Raw genomic sequence first — 15,853 nt, forward strand, 5'->3', positions numbered from 1 at the left:
TCACATGTCGCGCTTTGATGGGTATTTCCTGCGGCAGCTATTGGTTCTTTTCGGCTTCTTCACGCTTGTTCTGGTGGGCGTGTTCTGGATCACCCGCTCGGTCAGCCTGTTCGAACACGTCATCAGTGGCGGCCAGTCAGCTATGGTGTTTCTGGAGTTCACGGCGCTGACCCTGCCAACACTTGTCCGAACGGTCATGCCGATGGCGGTCTTTGCCGCCGCAGTCTATGCCACCAACCGGCTGAGCCGGGAAAGCGAGCTGACCGTGATGCTGGCCACCGGGTCCAGCCCATGGCGGCTGGGCCGGGCGGTGTTGCTATTTGGTCTGGTGGCGGGGCTGATGATGGCGATCGTCAGCGTCATTCTGCGGCCCGCATCCGTAGAACAGCTGGAATTGCGCCAGGCTGAGGTGGCAGGTGACATCACCGCGCAGTTGCTCAAGGAAGGGGAGTTCATGCACCCGGCTCGGGGCGTGACCGTCTATATCGGTCGGATTGATCTGGATGGCACATTGCACGAGGTGTTCGTGTCCGACCGTCGCGATCAGGAAAACCCCGCCACATACTCCAGCACGTCCGCCTATCTGGTGAACAACGGATCCGGCGTTCATCTGGTCATGGTGGATGGGGTTGCACTGCGGCTGAACAAGGAAGGCAAGACGCTGTCGTCGACCCTTTTCGACGACGCATCATACGACATTTCGGAGCTGTCCCGAAGCACCGACAATGGACGCCGCAGTCTTGAGGCGATTCCGACGATCGAGTTGTTGGGCGATCTTGACGCTGTCGCCGCGGCGGATGGCTACCCGTTGGGGGAATTGGTGGAAGAGCTGCACCAGCGGTTTTCCTGGATCGCGATCTGCATCACTGTGGCGCTGGTTGGGTATTCGACGCTGATGCTGGGCAGTTTTTCCCGGTTCGGCCTTTGGCCTCAGATATTCGCGGCATTCACGATTCTTGTCTTGTTGGAAGGCGTGCGTGGGTTCGTATCTCCGGTGGTGATCAAGGATGCGAAGCTATGGCCGCTGCTCTATGGTCCAGCCGTTGTCGGGTTCGCAATATCGGCCGTGTTTCTGGCTTTCGCCGGAAGACCGATCATTCGCCGGCGGGTGAGAACTGCCGCACCCGCGCCATCCCCGGCCTGAGGTCAGCCCCGCAGCTCTGACAGGCACTGGTATAATTCATCCAACAGTTTTGTGTGGTCATCCTCGGCGCGCGAGACTAGGTGAACCGGTAGAATTAGTGGTGCCGCTTCCTCGACTTTGCGCAGCGCGCCACTTTCAAGGTGCGGGGCGACGACGCTGAGCGGGAAAAAACCGCGCCCACCGCGTTGCAGGATATAGCGCAGTGCCATCATGCAATTGCCCAGAAACACGGTTTGCCCAGCAGACAGCCGGGCAAGACCGCGTACATGCTCCTGATAGCCTTCACCAAGTTCGAGATTGATGAAAACAGGATCGGTACCGGACTCAGCCAGATGGGGCGTCTCGACAAGGATCAAGTGCTCGCGCGGCAAGTCCTGGCACGAAATCCCGGACCGCGATGGCCTCTCATGTGTCAACGCCACGTCCAGAACGTGCGAAGCAACGGCCTCGGACATGTTCAGCGTGTGGTCATAGTTGAGCGTCAACAGAAGTTTGCCAAACCTCTGCTCGAACCGGACGGCCAGATCGACCAGAAGCGGGTCCCAGATGCTGAGCTGAGCGCCCAGGCGAAGGGCCACACGACCTTGACTTTGGGCCGGCAGGTCCTGCGAGGCGAAGGACCAAAGCGACAGCATCTGTTCGGCATAGGGTTTGAACTGCGCCCCGAAGTCGGTGAGGCTGGTACCGCCGGCACCACGTGAAAACAGGGCTTTGCCCGTAGCGGCCTCAAGCTGGCGAATCCGTGCACTGACAGCCGTCTGTGTCACGTTCATCCGTCGGGCCGCAGCATGGAACCCACCGGTTTCCGCCACGCATAAAAACGTTTCGAGCTCACGCATCTGCATGTGAGACTATTTTTTGATCGACGTGATAAAATCAATTCATTTTTTCTATTGGCTGGTCGCGGCTAGTCTGGCAGTGACCCGCAGCCAAAGGACCTGCCATGCTGGACAAAAGCCACAAACCCACCTGGACCAGTTTCGAAGAGGCCACCAAGGCGGATTGGGACGCCGTCATGGAATATGAAGAGGCCTATAACGCGGCTTTGCCCGACCGGATTCTGGACGCGATCCGGTCCTTGGACGAGGAATGGACACCCTATCCGGTCAACCGGTATCAGCACAGCCTGCAGGCCGCGACGCGGGCCTACGAGGATGGCGCGGATGAGGAACTGGTCGTGGCTGCTCTGATCCATGACACCGGGGACATCCTGTCACCCTACAACCACGGTGAGCTGTCAGCGGCGATGATGAAGCCCTATGTCAGCGAACGCACCCATTGGATCCTGAAACATCACTGCGTGTTCCAGGGCTATTACTACAACCACCATCTGGGTGGAGACCGCAACGCGCGGGACAAATACCGCGACAGCCCCTATTGGGAGGACTGCCGCTATTTCTGCCACGAATACGATCAAAAGGCGTTCGACCCGGACTATCCGACCAGGCCGCTGGAGTTCTTCGAGCCCATGCTGCGCCGCGTGTTGAACAAGGGCGAGGGGCACATGGAACTCAACGAAACCGCCGAGGACTAGCAGGAGGCCATCAGGCGATAGACGATCTGTGCCGTGGTGAAATCCCACGCCGCGTTGCCGTCCGGGGCCAGTTCGACCACGTCGAAGCCCACGCAGCGGCGGCCTTTCAAGGCGTGTTCGACCAGATGCAGCGCCTGATAGTATCCCAGCCCGCCCGGAACCGGCGTGCCGGTTGCGGGCATCAATGACGGGTCCAGCCCGTCGACGTCAAAGCTGACATAGACCAGTTCGGGAAAGTCCTCGGGCAGGTCGACGGCATGAATGTTGCCGGTGACCAGCTCTTCGGCATCCACATGGAAGACACGGTTCCTCAGACGGCTTTTGGCTTCTTCGGTCGAGAAGGCGCGTACGCCGAATTGCGCCAGACGGACGCCTTCCTCGGCCAGCAGATGCATGACCGAGGCGTGGCTGTGTTTCTCGCCCTGATAGGCGTTGCGCAGATCGGCATGGGCGTCGATCTGCACGATGCCGAGGGGCTGACCCAATGCGCGGGCCACGCCCATCACCGCGCCATAGCTCAGCGAGTGTTCACCGCCCAGCGTGACCGGCACCGTGCCGGCGCGGATCGCGGCCTCGGTGCGCTGGGCCAGACGCTCCATGACGTCCGGCAGCGGGCCGGTGCAATCCAGCGAAGGTTCGGTGAAGATGCCATCGACACAGGGTTCGGAATGTCCAGTAATGCGTTCGAGTTCATTGCTGGCTGCGATGATCGCGGCGGGGCCGCCTGCAGTACCCGAACCGTAGGAGACCGTCCGTTCCAACGGCACCGGGATGACACGGAACCGGGCGTCTTCGCTGCGTTCGGCCTCGGTCAGTTCGCTGTCGAGGAAAATGCTCATGAAAGCCTCTCTTTGAAGTCGTCGTAGCCGAATTCCCTGATGATCTTCAGGTCATCGGTTTCGCTGTTCCACAGGGCGATGGTGGGCAGGGGCACGCCGTTGAACGTGTTGGTCTTGACCATCGAGTAATGCGCCTGATCGAGAAAGGCGAAGCGCTGCCCGATCCGCAGCGGCTCGGCCCAAATGTAGTCGCCGATCACGTCTCCCGCCAGGCACGAGGGGCCGCCCAGGCGATAGGTGTGGCCGGTTTCGGCTTCGTCCATCAGGGCGGGGCGGTAGGGGGCCTCGATCACGTCGGGCATGTGGCAGGTGGCCGAGATGTCGGTGATCGCCAGGTCCATGCCGTTGTGCGGCAGGTCGAGTATTTCACCCACCAGGATGCCCGCGTCCAGTGCCACGGCTTCGCCGGGTTCCAGATAGACCTCGACGCCGTATTTGGCGCGGATGTGTTTGATGAACTCCACCAGCCCGTCGCGGTCATAGTCGTTGCGGGTGATGTGGTGGCCGCCGCCGAAATTCAGCCATTTCAGGCTGTTCAGGAATGGCGCGAGCTTCGGTTCGACCGCCGCCCATGTGCGCGCCAGCGGCTCGAACCCCTGTTCGCAGAGCGTGTGTATGTGCAGGCCATCCACGCCCTCCAGCGCCTTGGCGTCTAGTTGGCTGACCGGGGTGCCGAGGCGCGAACACGGGGCGCAGGGGTCGTATTTCGCGACCTCGCCTTCGGAATGCTCGGGGTTGATCCGTAGCCCGACTTGCCGCCCCTCAGCTTGTGCCTTGGCACGAAAACGGTCTTTCTGCCCGGGGCTGTTGAAGATGATGTGATCTGAGAGCGCAAGGATTTCGTCGATGTCGGTTTCCTTGTAGCCCGCGCAGAAGGTCGCGACCTCGCCGCCATATTCCTCGCGGCCCAGCCGGGCCTCGTAGATGCCGCTGGCGCAGGTGCCGCCGATATACTGGCGCACCAGCGGGGCCAGAGCGAACATGGAGAAGGCCTTGAGCGCGGACAGAATATGTGCGCCGGACCGCTCGCCGATATCGGCCAGAACCGCAAGGTTTCGCTCCACTGCCTTTTCGTCGACGACGAAGCAAGGCGTAGGAACGCGATTGAGGTCGAAGGTGCGGAAGGCACCGGCGTCTCCGGCCTGTGTCTGCATCAGTTGGGTCATGTCCGGCGTCTCCGATTGGTGGATAAGCCGGGGGTGCGACTTGTCGCCATTGTCGCTCGGACCAATGGCGACCCCCCGGGATATTCTGGGCCAGATGAAGCAGGGCGGTCGCGCGGACCGCCCCGAGGGTTCAGAACTCGACCGGGCCATCGAGTTCGTGGACCTGCCAGGGAAGGCCGTGCTTGTTGAGCATGTCCATGAAATCATCCGGGTCGAGCTGTTCCATGTTCCACACGCCCGGCTCGCGCCAGTTGCCCTTCAGCACCTGCGCCGCGCCGATCATGGCCGGGACTCCGGTGGTGTAGCTGACCGCCTGGCTGCCGACCTCGCGGTAGCATTCCTCGTGGTCGCAGATGTTGTAGATGTAATAGGTCTTTTCGCCCGTACCGTCCTTGGCCTGGCCGGTGGCGATGTCGCCGATGCAGGCCTTGCCCTTGGTTTCGGCGCCCAGATCGCCGGGATCGGGCAGCAGGGTCTTCAGGAACTGGATCGGGATGATCTCGACCCCGTTGTGGACCACCGGGTCGATCCGGGTCATGCCGACATTCTGCAGCACGTTGGCATGGGTGATGTAGGCATCGCCGAAGGTCATCCAGAAACGGGCGCGCTCGATCTCGGGGAAGTGGGTCGAGAGTGACTCCAGTTCCTCGTGATACATGAGGTACATGTTCTTCGGCCCGATGCCGGGGAAGTCGAACTCGACCTTGTGGGTCATGGCCGGCGTCACTTTCCACTCGCCGCCTTCCCAGTGGCGGGCGTCGGCCAGTACTTCGCGCAGGTTGATCTCGGGGTTGAAGTTGGTGGCGAATTCCTGATCGTTCTGGCCGCCATTGGCGTCCAGAACGTCGATCTGGCGGATCGAGTCCAGCTTGTGTTTCTTGAGCCACTTGGCAAAGACGCTGGTCACGCCGGGATCGAAGCCCGAGCCGAGGATCGCGGTCAGGCCGGCCTGCTTGAACTTGTCCTGATAGGCCCACTGCCAGTGGTATTCGAACTTGGCCTCGTCCTCGGGCTCATAGTTGGCGGTGTCGAGATAGTGGCACCCGGCCTCGAGGCAGGCATCCATCAGCACAAGGTCCTGATAGGGCAAGGCCAGGTTCACCAGAAGCTCGGCCCCGGTGTCCTTGATCAGCTTGACGGTGTCGGCGACCTTGTAGGCGTCAAGCTCGGCAGTTTTGATGTCGACGCCGGTGCGTTCCTTGACCGATTTGGCGATGGCATCGCATTTCGCCTTGGTGCGGCTGGCCAGCGTGATCTCGGTGAAGATGTCGGAATTCATCGCCATCTTGTGCACGGCGGCGTGGCTGACGCCACCCGCGCCAACAACCAGTGTCTTGCCCATGGGAAATTCTCCTTTCGCCGGGGTTATTCGTAGTAGGTATAGCCGTTGATGCTGTCGCGATAGGCAGTCATCAGGGTTTTGCGTTCATTCGCCTTGAGCGTGCCGGTCGAGATCGCCTCGTCGACCATCTTGCGGAAGGCAGCGATGCAGTCGCTTGGGTCGAACTCGACATAGGACAGGACTTCGCTGATCGTGTCACCCTCCTGTTCATGCAGCAGGTCGAACCCGCCATCGGCGCGCAGGTCGATGGTGACCACGTTGGTGTCGCCGAACAGGTTGTGCAGGTCGCCTAGGGTTTCCTGATAGGCGCCGACGAAGAACACGCCCATGTAATAGTCGCGATCTTCGGGCAGGGAATGCACCGGCAGGCTGGGAGAGACACCGTCGGCCAGAATGAACCGGTCGATCTTGCCGTCGCTGTCGCAGGTGATGTCGGAAAGTACCGCGCGGCGGTCGGGGGCCTGGTCCAGCATCTGCAGCGGCACGATCGGGTGCAGCTGGTCGATCGCCCAGACATCGGGCAGCGACTGGAACAGCGAGAAGTTGCAGTGATAGATGTCCGCCAGCTTTTCCAACTGGTCGTCCACATCGGTTTCGACATCGTCCGAGGCAGCCAGCGCCTTGATCCGCGCCATCAGCGACAGGTAGATGCGCTCGGCCCGGGCCATCTGGCGCAGGTCCACGTAACCGCGGCGGAACAGGGCGCGCAGCTCGTTGCGGTAGAAGGTGGCGTCGTTCCAGCATTCCTGCAGGCGGTCTTGGCTGAGATAACCGTTCACCGCCGCCAGATCTGACACGAGGTGGTGGTCGTCGGGTTCCACCTCGGGGCCGTTGGGTGCGTCATAGAGCGTGCTTTCCAGCACGTTGAACACCAGCATCGACGAGGTCGCCACCACCGCGCGGCCGCTTTCGGTCACCAGCGTGGGGTGGTCCACTTCGGCCTCGTCCATGGCATAGGCCACGGTTTCCACCACATTGGCGCAGTATTCCTCGACCGTGTAGTTGATCGAGTTTTCGGTCGCCTTCTTCTCGCCCGTGTAATCGACGCCCATGCCGCCGCCCAGATCCAGGTGCGTCAGCGGCACGCCCTCGCGGGTCAGTTCGGTGTAATAACGGCAGGCCTCGCCCACGGCGCGGCGTACGTCGTTCACGTCGGGCACCTGGCTGCCCAGATGCGAATGCTGCAGCTTCAGGCAATGCAGCAGGCCGGCATCGCGCAGCTTGTCGACGACCGCGACCAGCTGATCGGTGTTCATGCCGAAGGTCGACCGATCCCCCGAGCTTTCCTGCCATTTGCCGCTGATCTGGTTGGTCAGTTTCACCCGCACGCCCAGCAGTGGTTCGATGCCCAGCCGTTCGTAGACCTCGATGACCGTGTCGGCCTCTTTCGGGCTTTCCAGAACGATGACCGTGTTGAACCCGATCTTGCGGCTGAGGATGGCCAGTTCGATGAACTCTGCGTCCTTGACGCCGTTGCACACGATCAGCGCCTCGGGTGCCAGACGGTGCGCAAGGGCGATCACCAATTCGGGTTTCGAACCGGCCTCGAGCCCGTAATTGTATTGCTTGCCGAATTCGACGATCCGGTCGACGACCTGCGCCTGCTGGTTCACCTTGATCGGGAATACGCCGCGATAGGACCCCTTGTAGCCAGTACGCGCGATCGCATCGCGGAAGCTTTCGTTGATATGCGCGATCTCGCGTTCCAGATATGAACTGATGCGCAGGATCATCGGCGCCTTGATTCCGCGCTGATCAAGGTCGTGCAGAATGCCGGGCAGGCTGATGGCCGCCGCATCGGGTACCATGGGATTGCGCAGACCGATCTCGCCGTCCTCCGTCACCTCGATGAGACCCTTGCCCCATTTTTCAACCCCGTAGATGGAATGCGGTGCGACGGGCGTCTGTTTCAATCCAGTCAGTCCTTGCGTTGCAGGCGTGGAAATTTCGCCCGCCAATACGGCAGCCGTTCGATTCTTCCAAGTGTAATCTGTATCGGAGGTTAGCCCAATTCAGATCGCAGGGCGAATGGGAACCAGATGGTTGTCCCAACGGACCCGAGGATGGGGCGATACCGCCGGGTTTGACCCAACCAGATGCCCCACATCGCCATGCCCGGTGGTAAAGACAAAGCCGGATGGCCCGGGGCCCAACCCGCACACGTCGCCGAGCGAATGGGCGCTGTCAAAACGAGCTGCCTCGGCATCAAAGACGTGCAGCGCGTTGCCGCGTGGGCAGGTGATGGCGACCTGACGCCCCTCGGCGGAAAAGGCGACACTGCCTGCATAGCCGGCCAGCGTCGCCTGAATGTCATCCGGCGCGGACAGAAGGTGGTAACGGCCACCCCGCCGATTCAGCCCCAGCAAGGCCGGCTTGTGGGACAGGTCGCCCTGCCACTGCATCGCGAAGGCCAGCAGGCCATCCGCACGAACGGCCAGATGCCGGATCGAGTTTTTGTGCAGCGCCGCGGGCAGCTCGACCTGCTCCAGAACCGATCCATCGAGGCTGACATAGGTCAGGTTCGGGCGCATGGTCGGCAGGTTCAGCTTGCTGCGCCCTGTGTCCGGATGGGTTTCGATGCCGCCGTTGGCGATGGCCAGCGATTTGCCGTCGGGCATCAACACCACGTCATGGGGGCCGACCCCCGCCGAAGAAAACTCGCCCAGCCGGGCATAGCTGTTGGCCGCGTCCCAGACGCCGATGACCCCGGTGCCTGCCTCATAGTCGTTTTCGGTGGTGAACAACCGGCGGCCGTCGGGCGAAAACGCGCCGTGGCCATAGAAATGACGCCCGTCCGGCGCGTCGAGCCGGGCCAGCTGGTCTCCGGTCGCGCAATCGATCACCAGCGCAAACCGCCCCGGGCGGCGCGCGAACGCAACGGCCCGGGCCAGATGGGGATGGGCGGCGGCGGCATGCCCGCGACCGGGCAGCGGGATCGAGAACCGCACATCCCCTGAACCGGTCAACCCGACCAGGCGATACGACCCGTCGTCGAACAGCGCAGCCGACAGGAAATCGGGCGAACCGACCGCAGCCCAGCCCGGCAGGGGGGCAAGAGTGGCCGCTGCCAAACCGGCCAGGAATCCTCGGCGGCTGGTCATGGGTCAGTCTCCGTCCAGCGAATTGAACCCGGCGCTGATGCCCAGGGTCGGACCCAACTGCGCGGCGGCCAAGCTGCGGATGTCGTTGATCGACTGCTGCAGCGCCTCGATCCGCAGCCGCCCCTGTGGCTCGGCCACGCCAGCCAGCGCGGGATCGTCCAGCGCCTGTGCCCGGGCGATGCTGCGGGCAAAGGCATCGTCCAGCGCGGCGGCAATCTGCGGGTGGTCGGCCGCCAGCCGCGCCGCAAGATCGCGCAGCGCCACCAGCAACAGTTCCACATGCCGCAGCGACCGCAGCGACCGGCGGGCCTCGGCCCGGTTGGGGCGGGGGCGGTCGAAACTGCCCATCGGGCGGCCCAGACGCGTATCGGCCGTGAATTCGAGCCCGGTGGTCAGGGCCTTGTAGAGCTCCTGCAGGGCTTCATCGGCGGACCGATAGGGGCTGTCCGGCCCGGGTTGGGTAAGGATGCGGGCATAGCCGTGCCAGTCCCGGTCGATGGCCCGGGCGGTGCGATGGATGTCGGCGGCGATGGCGCGGATCAACCCGCAGCGATAGGCCGCATCGCCCTGATCGGCAAAGGCCGGGTCGTACAGCATCCTCTCGAGCGCGAGGAAACCGCGCCCGGCGATCGAGGTTTCTGCAAAGGCATCGGGGCCGGCAATGGCCGGATCTTCAGCCGCGATCATCGCCGACAGCGCCTTGGGCGTGAACCCTTTGCTGTCGGGCCAGAAGGCCAGGGCAAAGGCACGGTCTCCGACCTCGGTCGGGCCGAACCGCAAGTGGCTGGCGGATATCCAGGCGTCGAAGGCGACGTGATAGGCCGCGCGCAGGTCGACGGATCCGGGCGCGCAGTCCGCGCGAGCAGTGGCATCCAGCGCAGCCGTCGTTTCGACAAGGTGATCGAAACGCGGCAGGATATGGGCTTGGGTCACGTCGGTCAGGATCGCATCGCGGCTTTGTGCCACCGCGCAGAGCGGCATCAATGCGGAAAAGATCACGGCAATCAGGCGCATCGGTCAGAGACTTTCCAGGAACCGGATCAACGCATCCCGATCTGGCTTGGGCAACGAAACGACTGCATCACGCGCGGCCTGGGCCTCGCCGCCGTGCCACAGGACTGCTTCGAGAAGCGAGCGCGCCCGGCCGTCATGCAGGAACTGGGTGTGTCCCGAAACCCGCCGGGTCAGGCCAATCCCCCACAGCGGCGCGGTGCGCCATTCGCGGCCCGTGGCGCGGGCCTCGGGGCGGTTGTCGGCCAGTCCCTTGCCCATGTCGTGCAGCAGCAGGTCCGTATAGGGCCAGATCAGCTGGAAACTGTACTCGGGCCGGTCGGGCAGGCGGTGGGTGACGAAAGCGGGCGTGTGACAGGACGCGCAGCCAATGGTGAGGAACACCTCTTTCCCGCGCAGAACCTGCGGGTCATCCACATCGCGGCGGGCGGGAACGCCCAGGTTGCGGCTGTAGAAGGCCACCAGATCCATGCCTTGCTGGTCGATCTCGAAGCCGCGTTCGTCGCCGTCACCATGCGGGGCGGCCTGGCAATCGGCCTGCGCAGGGGTGCAGTCGCCAAAAGGCGCGGGGTAGAGCGGGCTGGAAATGCCGATATCGCCGGCGAAGGCCGCGGCCGACTGCTCCATGATCGTCGGCATGCCCGCCTTCAGCCCGAACCGGCCCAGCATGGGTTCGCCGAATTCCGTCGACCACACGATGTTGGGCCGCCCCGAGATCCCGTCCCCATCGGCGTCGTCGGGGTCGGCCTTGGCCAGGATGTCCTCGACCGGGATCGCCTCGAGCAGGCCCAGACCGATCATCTGCGGCGCCACGCGCGGGCTGAGCATCGCGTCGGGGTGCAACGGCCCATAGCCCAGATCGGCCGCCCTGTAGGTGGGCTTGCGCAGCGACACGGTTTCGCCGTCGGACAGAGCCACCGGGATTTCCTCGTAGGTGATGTCCAGCCGGTATTCAGCCTTGTGGCCGGGCAGGGCGAAATCCTGCATCTGGCCGCCATAGGTGGGTTCGGGCAGGGTGGCGAGATACCCTTCGATCCCTTCCGGCGCGTCCGCGGGCGTTCCGGGGATGGAAACGCGCAGGAACATCGAAATGGCGTTGTCTTCGGGTCCGGCCGGGGTGTGGCCACGCCCGTCCTTGATGTGGCAGCGCTGGCACGACCGGGCGTTGAACAGCGGCCCTAGCCCATCCGAGGCCAGAGTCGAGGACGGAGACGACACCCAGACCTTCTTGAACAGCCCGTTGCCGACCTTGAAATCCAGCTCCTGCTCAAAGCTCAGGTTGGCCGAGGGTTGCGAGAACGCATCCGCGTCGGTCCGGGCGCGCACCGTTGCGGCGCCTGCCGGCAGGTCCTCATAGCGCTGGGGCTGCGTCAAATCCGACGGCGCTGCGGTGACTGTGGCGATCCGTGCCCGTTCAGCGCCGGTTCGGGGGAGGGGGTTCAAATGACTGTCCCGCAGATCCTGAGACAGGGAAGGGGTGGCCGCAAATACGGCCACCACGAAAAGGCCCGTCTTATTCGGCCTCGTCCATTTTCGATGCATTGAGTTGCGCATAATTTGCTTCGCCGAGTCTTTCGTACAGATCGAGCTGGGTTTCGAGGAAATCGATATGGCCTTCTTCATCGGCCATCAGTTGTTCGAACAGCGCCATCGACACGAAGTCGCCGGCCTGTTGGCAGTATTCGCGCGCTTCCTTGTACAGGGCTCGGGCGTCGATCTCGGCCGCCAGGTCGCATTCCAGGGTTTCCTTGGGCGTCTGGCCGATGCGCAGCGGGTCGAGCTTTTGCAGGTTGGGGTGGCCGCCGAGGAAGATGATCCGCTCGATCAGCTTGTCCGCGTGCTGCATCTCTTCGATGCTTTCCTCGCGGCTTTTCTTGGCCATGTGGCCCAGGCCCCAGTCCTCCTGCAGGCGGTAATGCAGCCAGTACTGGCTGACCGCCGTCAGTTCATGCCGCAGGGACTTGTTTAGGTATTCGATGACTTTGGGGTCGCCCTTCATCTGCACTCTCCTGTGTATCATCCACGCGCAGGGCGCGGAGTTGCATGGGTACTTCGAGGTTATCGGTTGCGCGCATCGTGTCCAGAAACAGCGGCATACACCCGCCACAATCCGCCGATTTTCCCAAAGCATGGTAAATCTTGCCCGGCGTGATGATGGTTTGAGGATCTGCCGCGCGCATCCAGTCGATTGCCGCGCGGATGTCGTGATCCGTGATGTTGGTGCAGTGGCAGACGATCATGGCGACTCGGCCTTTCGTAATTCCTAGTCAAATAGTAGGGTATTTGCTTCGGGTCCAGACACAGCTTGTCGCAGGGCCGGGCGCAAGCGGTCGCTGCGCCCGGCTGCTTTGGTTCATCAGTGGAAAACGGCGTCGGGGTTGTCGAGGCTGTCGGACCCTTCGAATGCGACATTGCCCAGGCCCAGCACGGACACGATGCGTTCGATCGTCTTGGTCTGATCGATCAGACCTTCAACGCCGCCCATAATCAGTGTTTCGCCACCGACATTCCCGCGCTCGAGCATCTGATCGTATGCAAATCCGGCCTCGGCTGCGGTTTTGATCTGGCCCAGCGCGTACATTGTGTTCGCAAGCTTGGTCTTCATCTCGGTGTCCAGAGCCGGGTCCGAGGCCGCAACCAAATCCGACAGGGACGGACCCGAAACCGGAGTGCCGTCAATCTGGACATACCGACCCAGATAGACGTTCTGAATCCCCAACCCGTCATAGTAGTGGCTGTTGTGCGTGTTGTCCGAGAAACAGTCATGCTCTTCTTCCGGGTCGTTCAGCATCAGTCCAAGGCGCATGCGCTCACCGGCCTGTTCGCCATAGGACAGGGAACCCATGCCCGTCAGAATTGCACTGATGCCCGAGTCGGCGTCGTTGGTCAGGGCCGCCCGCGCGGCACCGTTGTCCTGCCATTGCGCAGCCATCCACTCCAGATCCGAAACCAGCAGGTCGGTCGCCGCCACCAGATACTGGGCCCGACGATCGCAGTTGCCGCCGGTGCAGGATTCGTCCTGCGCATAGTCCGTCCACGGACGGTTGCCGGCGCCCTCGCCGTGACCGTTCAGATCCTGGCCCCACAGCAGGAACTCGATGGCGTGATAACCCGTTGCCACATTGGCCTCGATCCCGTCGGCCTCGTGCAGGGTCTCAGACAGCAGCTCGGGCGTGATCTCGGTGGCGTCGACCGGCTGGCCAGACAGCTCAAAGCTGGGCGAGGCAACCACGTTCAGAACCGCAAGCTCGTTTTCGTCCGTCGCGCCGCCATAGGCCGCATCCACATAGTCGATCAGACCCTCGTCCAGAGGCCACGCATTCACCTTGCCTTCCCATTCGTCGACGATCGGATTGCCGAAGCGATAGACCTCGGTCTGTTGATACGGAACGCGCGCGGCAACCCAGGCCTGGCGTGCGGCGGTCAGGTTTTCAGCAGAAGGCTGGTCAACCAGCGCGGCAACGGCGGCCTGCAAGTTGCGGGCAGCACGCAGGCTGTCGTCATATTTTGCTTCGGCAATGTCAGCATAGGTGTCCAGAATGTCGACCTTGGCGGGAGCGTCGCCGGCGGCTGCAGCCGTTGCCATCAGCAAGGCTGCCAGGCTGGTCGTCGAAAATACGCGGGTCATGAAGTTCAGGCCTTCCTGTCGAAATGAATGGGCAAGAGCACCCAGTGCGGGTGCAGAGATGAATATTAACTGAGTGAAATTGTAAGTTATGTCAACCCGAGTCTTTAAGTCGGGAATTAATTTTGAAACACGCCGCTGTTTTGGCCAAATACGGTTTGGCTGGATGGGTTCTCTGGATCTGTCTAGCCATTTCCGGCGGGGTCAGACGGCGTTGCGCGCCGTTGCCTGCGGATGGCGCGAAGATACAATGATGGTGTGATTCTTGAGTTGGTGGTGGTTGCGTGATGAGATCCTTGGCGTTTGCCCTTTGCGTGTTTCCCCTTGCGTTGGACGCGCAGCAGGAAGTGGCGCCAAAACCCGCAGCACTGAAGATCGCCTTATTGGATTCGGGGTACACGCTGTCCCTGTCTGTTCCTGCGTCAGAAATCGTTGGCTTTGAACTTCCCGCTTCAAGCGCAGAGGAAAAGGCGAAGGTCGCGGTCGCCATTTCGGACCTGTCACAGCCCATGACCCTGTTCGCGGTCACGGCCGAGGCGGGTTGTGCCACGGCCACGGCGAACGTGGCGCTGGTCGGCGGCGAAGCCGGTTCGGCCTTGGGGCCTGGCGATCACCGGCCCGAATTTCAGGCCGAATACACGATCAGGTGCAGCAACCTTCAGGCGCTTGGTGAAATGAGATTTGATTACTTCGACCGGTTTTCGCAGGCTGAACGTGTGGACGTGCGGGTTCAGTCACCGGGTGGTAGTCACGCCGTCGCGGTTACACGAGAGACCCCGTTGGTTGATCTCTCCGAGTTTATGTGACCGGGGTTTCTTTCATTCCTTGTGGTGAAAGATGAAGCCGATGAAGTTCAGCAACAGCTGCGCAGCAAGGATCTGCGTGCTTTCGGTCGGGTCATAGGCCGGGGCAACTTCGACAAGGTCGATGCCAGCGACCTGCCCTTTCCGGGCAAGGCCCTGCAGGATTTCCAGAACGTCGTAGTACAAAAAACCGCCGTGGCTTGGTGTTCCGGTGCCCGGTGCAATGGATGGGCAAAACGCGTCAATGTCGATGGTCACGTAGTATCGGACGCCCGAGGGGATGCGGCCCAACACTCCTTCGGTCCCCAGCTTGCGGATCTGCCGTACCGACAAGATGTCGGAGCCGCGCGCGCGTGCATCTTCGTAACCTTCTTTCGCCGTCGATGAGACGTTGCGGATGCCCAGCTGGGTCATACCCGAGACATAGTCCTTCTCGATCGCCCGCCGCATCGGGTTTCCATGGCCCGCCGTAACGCCATGACGCTCGTCCACGAAATCCAGATGTGCGTCGATCTGGACCACGTGAATGGGACCGTTTCGGGCGCAGTCCTGATCAAAGGCGTTGATGCAGGGAATGTTGATGGAATGGTCACCACCGATCGTCACGGGCAGAGCGCCGGCCTCAAGGATCTTGCGTACCCCGTATTCGATATTCGCGTGGCTGGCTTCGGTTTTGGTGTGGATGATGTCGGCATCCCCCAGATCGACGATGCGCACCTCTTCGCCCAAATAGGTGGCATCGTCCTCGTGATCATAAGCACCTGCATGACCAAAGCTGAACAGAGTCGATGCCTCGCGCACCGCACGCGGGCCGAACCGGGCTCCGGACCGGTATTGGCAGCCGAAGTCGAACGGGGCGCCCAGGATGGCGACATCGGCATCGATCCGGTCCCAATCCTGCACATATGGCTTCTTGCCGAATGTGGCGATGCCGACGAACGGCAGATTCAGGCGGCCGGATTCATATCCATGTTTTGACATTGGGGGCTCCGTTGCTTTGAACCGGCCGCGGGTCTGGCGGGTTGCTTGCACGTTGGCGTCTATCACCCGATCAATCAAGGCCACTCTGCCCCAGCGGTGCATCAGGTTGCGAAGCTGGGTAAACCCCACAATCCCGGTGATTTTTCTGCAAATCTGTACTAAGAATGCAAGTATCGCTCGTATTGCCTGCGCAAATTGAGGGGTGGAGCCAGCATTGAATGGCGCCACGCGTCGGGCGGTCTGCCGTTTGTCCGGCGGGGGAGACTGCAAAATACAAATGCTGATTTCAGGAAAGTGACCACGAAAT

The 15,853-nt window shown here is 62.1% G+C and carries 15 protein-coding genes; 3 read left to right on the plus strand and 12 right to left on the minus strand.

Translation table 11 applies throughout. The features are described 5' to 3' along the window. Window positions 1–4: 4 nt before the first annotated feature. Window positions 5–1,144: an LPS export ABC transporter permease LptF gene (lptF, locus tag ACR0EF_RS00050; RefSeq protein ID WP_170340129.1), complete on the plus strand. Its 1,140-nt coding sequence runs from the start codon at window positions 5–7 to the stop codon at window positions 1,142–1,144. 2 nt (window positions 1,145–1,146) lie between these two features. Here the strand turns inward: lptF and ACR0EF_RS00055 are convergent, their stop codons facing one another. Then, window positions 1,147–1,983, minus strand: coding sequence for a LysR family transcriptional regulator (locus tag ACR0EF_RS00055; protein ID WP_170369953.1), 837 nt, complete (start codon window positions 1,981–1,983; stop codon window positions 1,147–1,149). Window positions 1,984–2,087: 104 nt separating this feature from the next. On the opposite strand from ACR0EF_RS00055, the gene ACR0EF_RS00060 reads away from it, so the two are divergent. After that, entirely contained in the window at window positions 2,088–2,678 is a 591-nt protein-coding gene (locus ACR0EF_RS00060; protein ID WP_170339515.1) for an HD domain-containing protein, read from the plus strand. Here ACR0EF_RS00060 and speB (ACR0EF_RS00065) read toward each other — a convergent pair. The 10 genes from speB (ACR0EF_RS00065) to ACR0EF_RS00110 all read right to left on the minus strand — a co-directional run bounded on the left by speB (ACR0EF_RS00065) (window position 2,675) and on the right by ACR0EF_RS00110 (window position 13,765). Next, window positions 2,675–3,517 carry an agmatinase gene (speB, locus tag ACR0EF_RS00065; RefSeq protein ID WP_170340135.1) on the minus strand — a complete coding sequence of 281 codons (843 nt, stop codon included), beginning with the start codon at window positions 3,515–3,517 and terminating at the stop codon, window positions 2,675–2,677. The two genes, ACR0EF_RS00060 and speB (ACR0EF_RS00065), sit on opposite strands and share 4 nt — an antisense overlap. Beyond that, window positions 3,514–4,683 carry a carboxynorspermidine decarboxylase gene (nspC, locus tag ACR0EF_RS00070; RefSeq protein ID WP_170371917.1) on the minus strand — a complete coding sequence of 390 codons (1,170 nt, stop codon included), beginning with the start codon at window positions 4,681–4,683 and terminating at the stop codon, window positions 3,514–3,516. Before nspC ends, speB (ACR0EF_RS00065) begins: the two co-directional genes overlap by 4 nt. 130 nt (window positions 4,684–4,813) lie before the next feature. Beyond that, entirely contained in the window at window positions 4,814–6,025 is a 1,212-nt protein-coding gene (locus tag ACR0EF_RS00075) for a saccharopine dehydrogenase family protein (protein WP_170371915.1), read from the minus strand. Between the two features lie 23 nt (window positions 6,026–6,048). Beyond that, window positions 6,049–7,938, minus strand: coding sequence for a biosynthetic arginine decarboxylase (gene speA, locus ACR0EF_RS00080; protein ID WP_170371913.1), 1,890 nt, complete (start codon window positions 7,936–7,938; stop codon window positions 6,049–6,051). Window positions 7,939–8,037: 99 nt separating this feature from the next. Further along, window positions 8,038–9,126 (minus strand): DUF1513 domain-containing protein, encoded by a 1,089-nt coding sequence (locus tag ACR0EF_RS00085; RefSeq protein ID WP_170369947.1) that lies wholly within the window; start codon window positions 9,124–9,126, stop codon window positions 8,038–8,040. A 3-nt stretch (window positions 9,127–9,129) separates the two neighbouring features. Then, window positions 9,130–10,140 (minus strand): imelysin family protein, encoded by a 1,011-nt coding sequence (locus ACR0EF_RS00090; RefSeq protein WP_170371911.1) that lies wholly within the window; start codon window positions 10,138–10,140, stop codon window positions 9,130–9,132. A 3-nt stretch (window positions 10,141–10,143) separates the two neighbouring features. Continuing rightward, on the minus strand, window positions 10,144–11,679 hold the full coding sequence (locus ACR0EF_RS00095; RefSeq protein WP_174825196.1) for a di-heme oxidoreductase family protein: 1,536 nt from the start codon (window positions 11,677–11,679) through the stop codon (window positions 10,144–10,146). Next, entirely contained in the window at window positions 11,651–12,136 is a 486-nt protein-coding gene (bfr, locus tag ACR0EF_RS00100) for a bacterioferritin (RefSeq protein WP_149776400.1), read from the minus strand. The genes ACR0EF_RS00095 and bfr overlap by 29 nt, the downstream gene beginning before the upstream one ends. Beyond that, window positions 12,084–12,377: a (2Fe-2S)-binding protein gene (locus ACR0EF_RS00105; protein WP_170369941.1), complete on the minus strand. Its 294-nt coding sequence runs from the start codon at window positions 12,375–12,377 to the stop codon at window positions 12,084–12,086. Before ACR0EF_RS00105 ends, bfr begins: the two co-directional genes overlap by 53 nt. 116 nt (window positions 12,378–12,493) lie before the next feature. Further along, a complete protein-coding gene (locus ACR0EF_RS00110) occupies window positions 12,494–13,765 on the minus strand; it encodes an imelysin family protein (protein ID WP_170371907.1) in 1,272 nt (423 codons plus the stop codon). Window positions 13,766–14,091: 326 nt separating this feature from the next. On the opposite strand from ACR0EF_RS00110, the gene ACR0EF_RS00115 reads away from it, so the two are divergent. Further along, entirely contained in the window at window positions 14,092–14,568 is a 477-nt protein-coding gene (locus tag ACR0EF_RS00115) for a ZrgA family zinc uptake protein (protein ID WP_170369937.1), read from the plus strand. A gap of 12 nt (window positions 14,569–14,580) precedes the next feature. Here the strand turns inward: ACR0EF_RS00115 and speB (ACR0EF_RS00120) are convergent, their stop codons facing one another. Next, window positions 14,581–15,546, minus strand: a complete 966-nt coding sequence (gene speB / locus ACR0EF_RS00120; RefSeq protein ID WP_170371905.1) for an agmatinase — start codon at window positions 15,544–15,546, stop codon at window positions 14,581–14,583. Between the last annotated feature and the right edge of the window lie 307 nt (window positions 15,547–15,853).

The organism is Ruegeria sp. CG8 (assembly GCF_056537165.1).

Excerpts from the sequence above, each read along its gene's own strand:
- lptF (WP_170340129.1), top strand. The coding sequence starts at position 5 with ATGTCGCGCTTTGATGGGTATTTCCTGCGGCAGCTATTGGTTCTTTTC.
- ACR0EF_RS00055 (WP_170369953.1), bottom strand. The coding sequence starts at position 1,983 with ATGCGTGAGCTCGAAACGTTTTTATGCGTGGCGGAAACCGGTGGGTTC.
- ACR0EF_RS00060 (WP_170339515.1), top strand. The coding sequence starts at position 2,088 with ATGCTGGACAAAAGCCACAAACCCACCTGGACCAGTTTCGAAGAGGCC.
- speB (WP_170340135.1), bottom strand. The coding sequence starts at position 3,517 with ATGAGCATTTTCCTCGACAGCGAACTGACCGAGGCCGAACGCAGCGAA.
- nspC (WP_170371917.1), bottom strand. The coding sequence starts at position 4,683 with ATGACCCAACTGATGCAGACACAGGCCGGAGACGCCGGTGCCTTCCGC.
- ACR0EF_RS00075 (WP_170371915.1), bottom strand. The coding sequence starts at position 6,025 with ATGGGCAAGACACTGGTTGTTGGCGCGGGTGGCGTCAGCCACGCCGCC.
- ACR0EF_RS00085 (WP_170369947.1), bottom strand. The coding sequence starts at position 9,126 with ATGACCAGCCGCCGAGGATTCCTGGCCGGTTTGGCAGCGGCCACTCTT.
- ACR0EF_RS00090 (WP_170371911.1), bottom strand. The coding sequence starts at position 10,140 with ATGCGCCTGATTGCCGTGATCTTTTCCGCATTGATGCCGCTCTGCGCG.
- ACR0EF_RS00095 (WP_174825196.1), bottom strand. The coding sequence starts at position 11,679 with ATGCATCGAAAATGGACGAGGCCGAATAAGACGGGCCTTTTCGTGGTG.
- bfr (WP_149776400.1), bottom strand. The coding sequence starts at position 12,136 with ATGAAGGGCGACCCCAAAGTCATCGAATACCTAAACAAGTCCCTGCGG.
- ACR0EF_RS00105 (WP_170369941.1), bottom strand. The coding sequence starts at position 12,377 with ATGATCGTCTGCCACTGCACCAACATCACGGATCACGACATCCGCGCG.
- ACR0EF_RS00110 (WP_170371907.1), bottom strand. The coding sequence starts at position 13,765 with ATGACCCGCGTATTTTCGACGACCAGCCTGGCAGCCTTGCTGATGGCA.
- speB (WP_170371905.1), bottom strand. The coding sequence starts at position 15,546 with ATGTCAAAACATGGATATGAATCCGGCCGCCTGAATCTGCCGTTCGTC.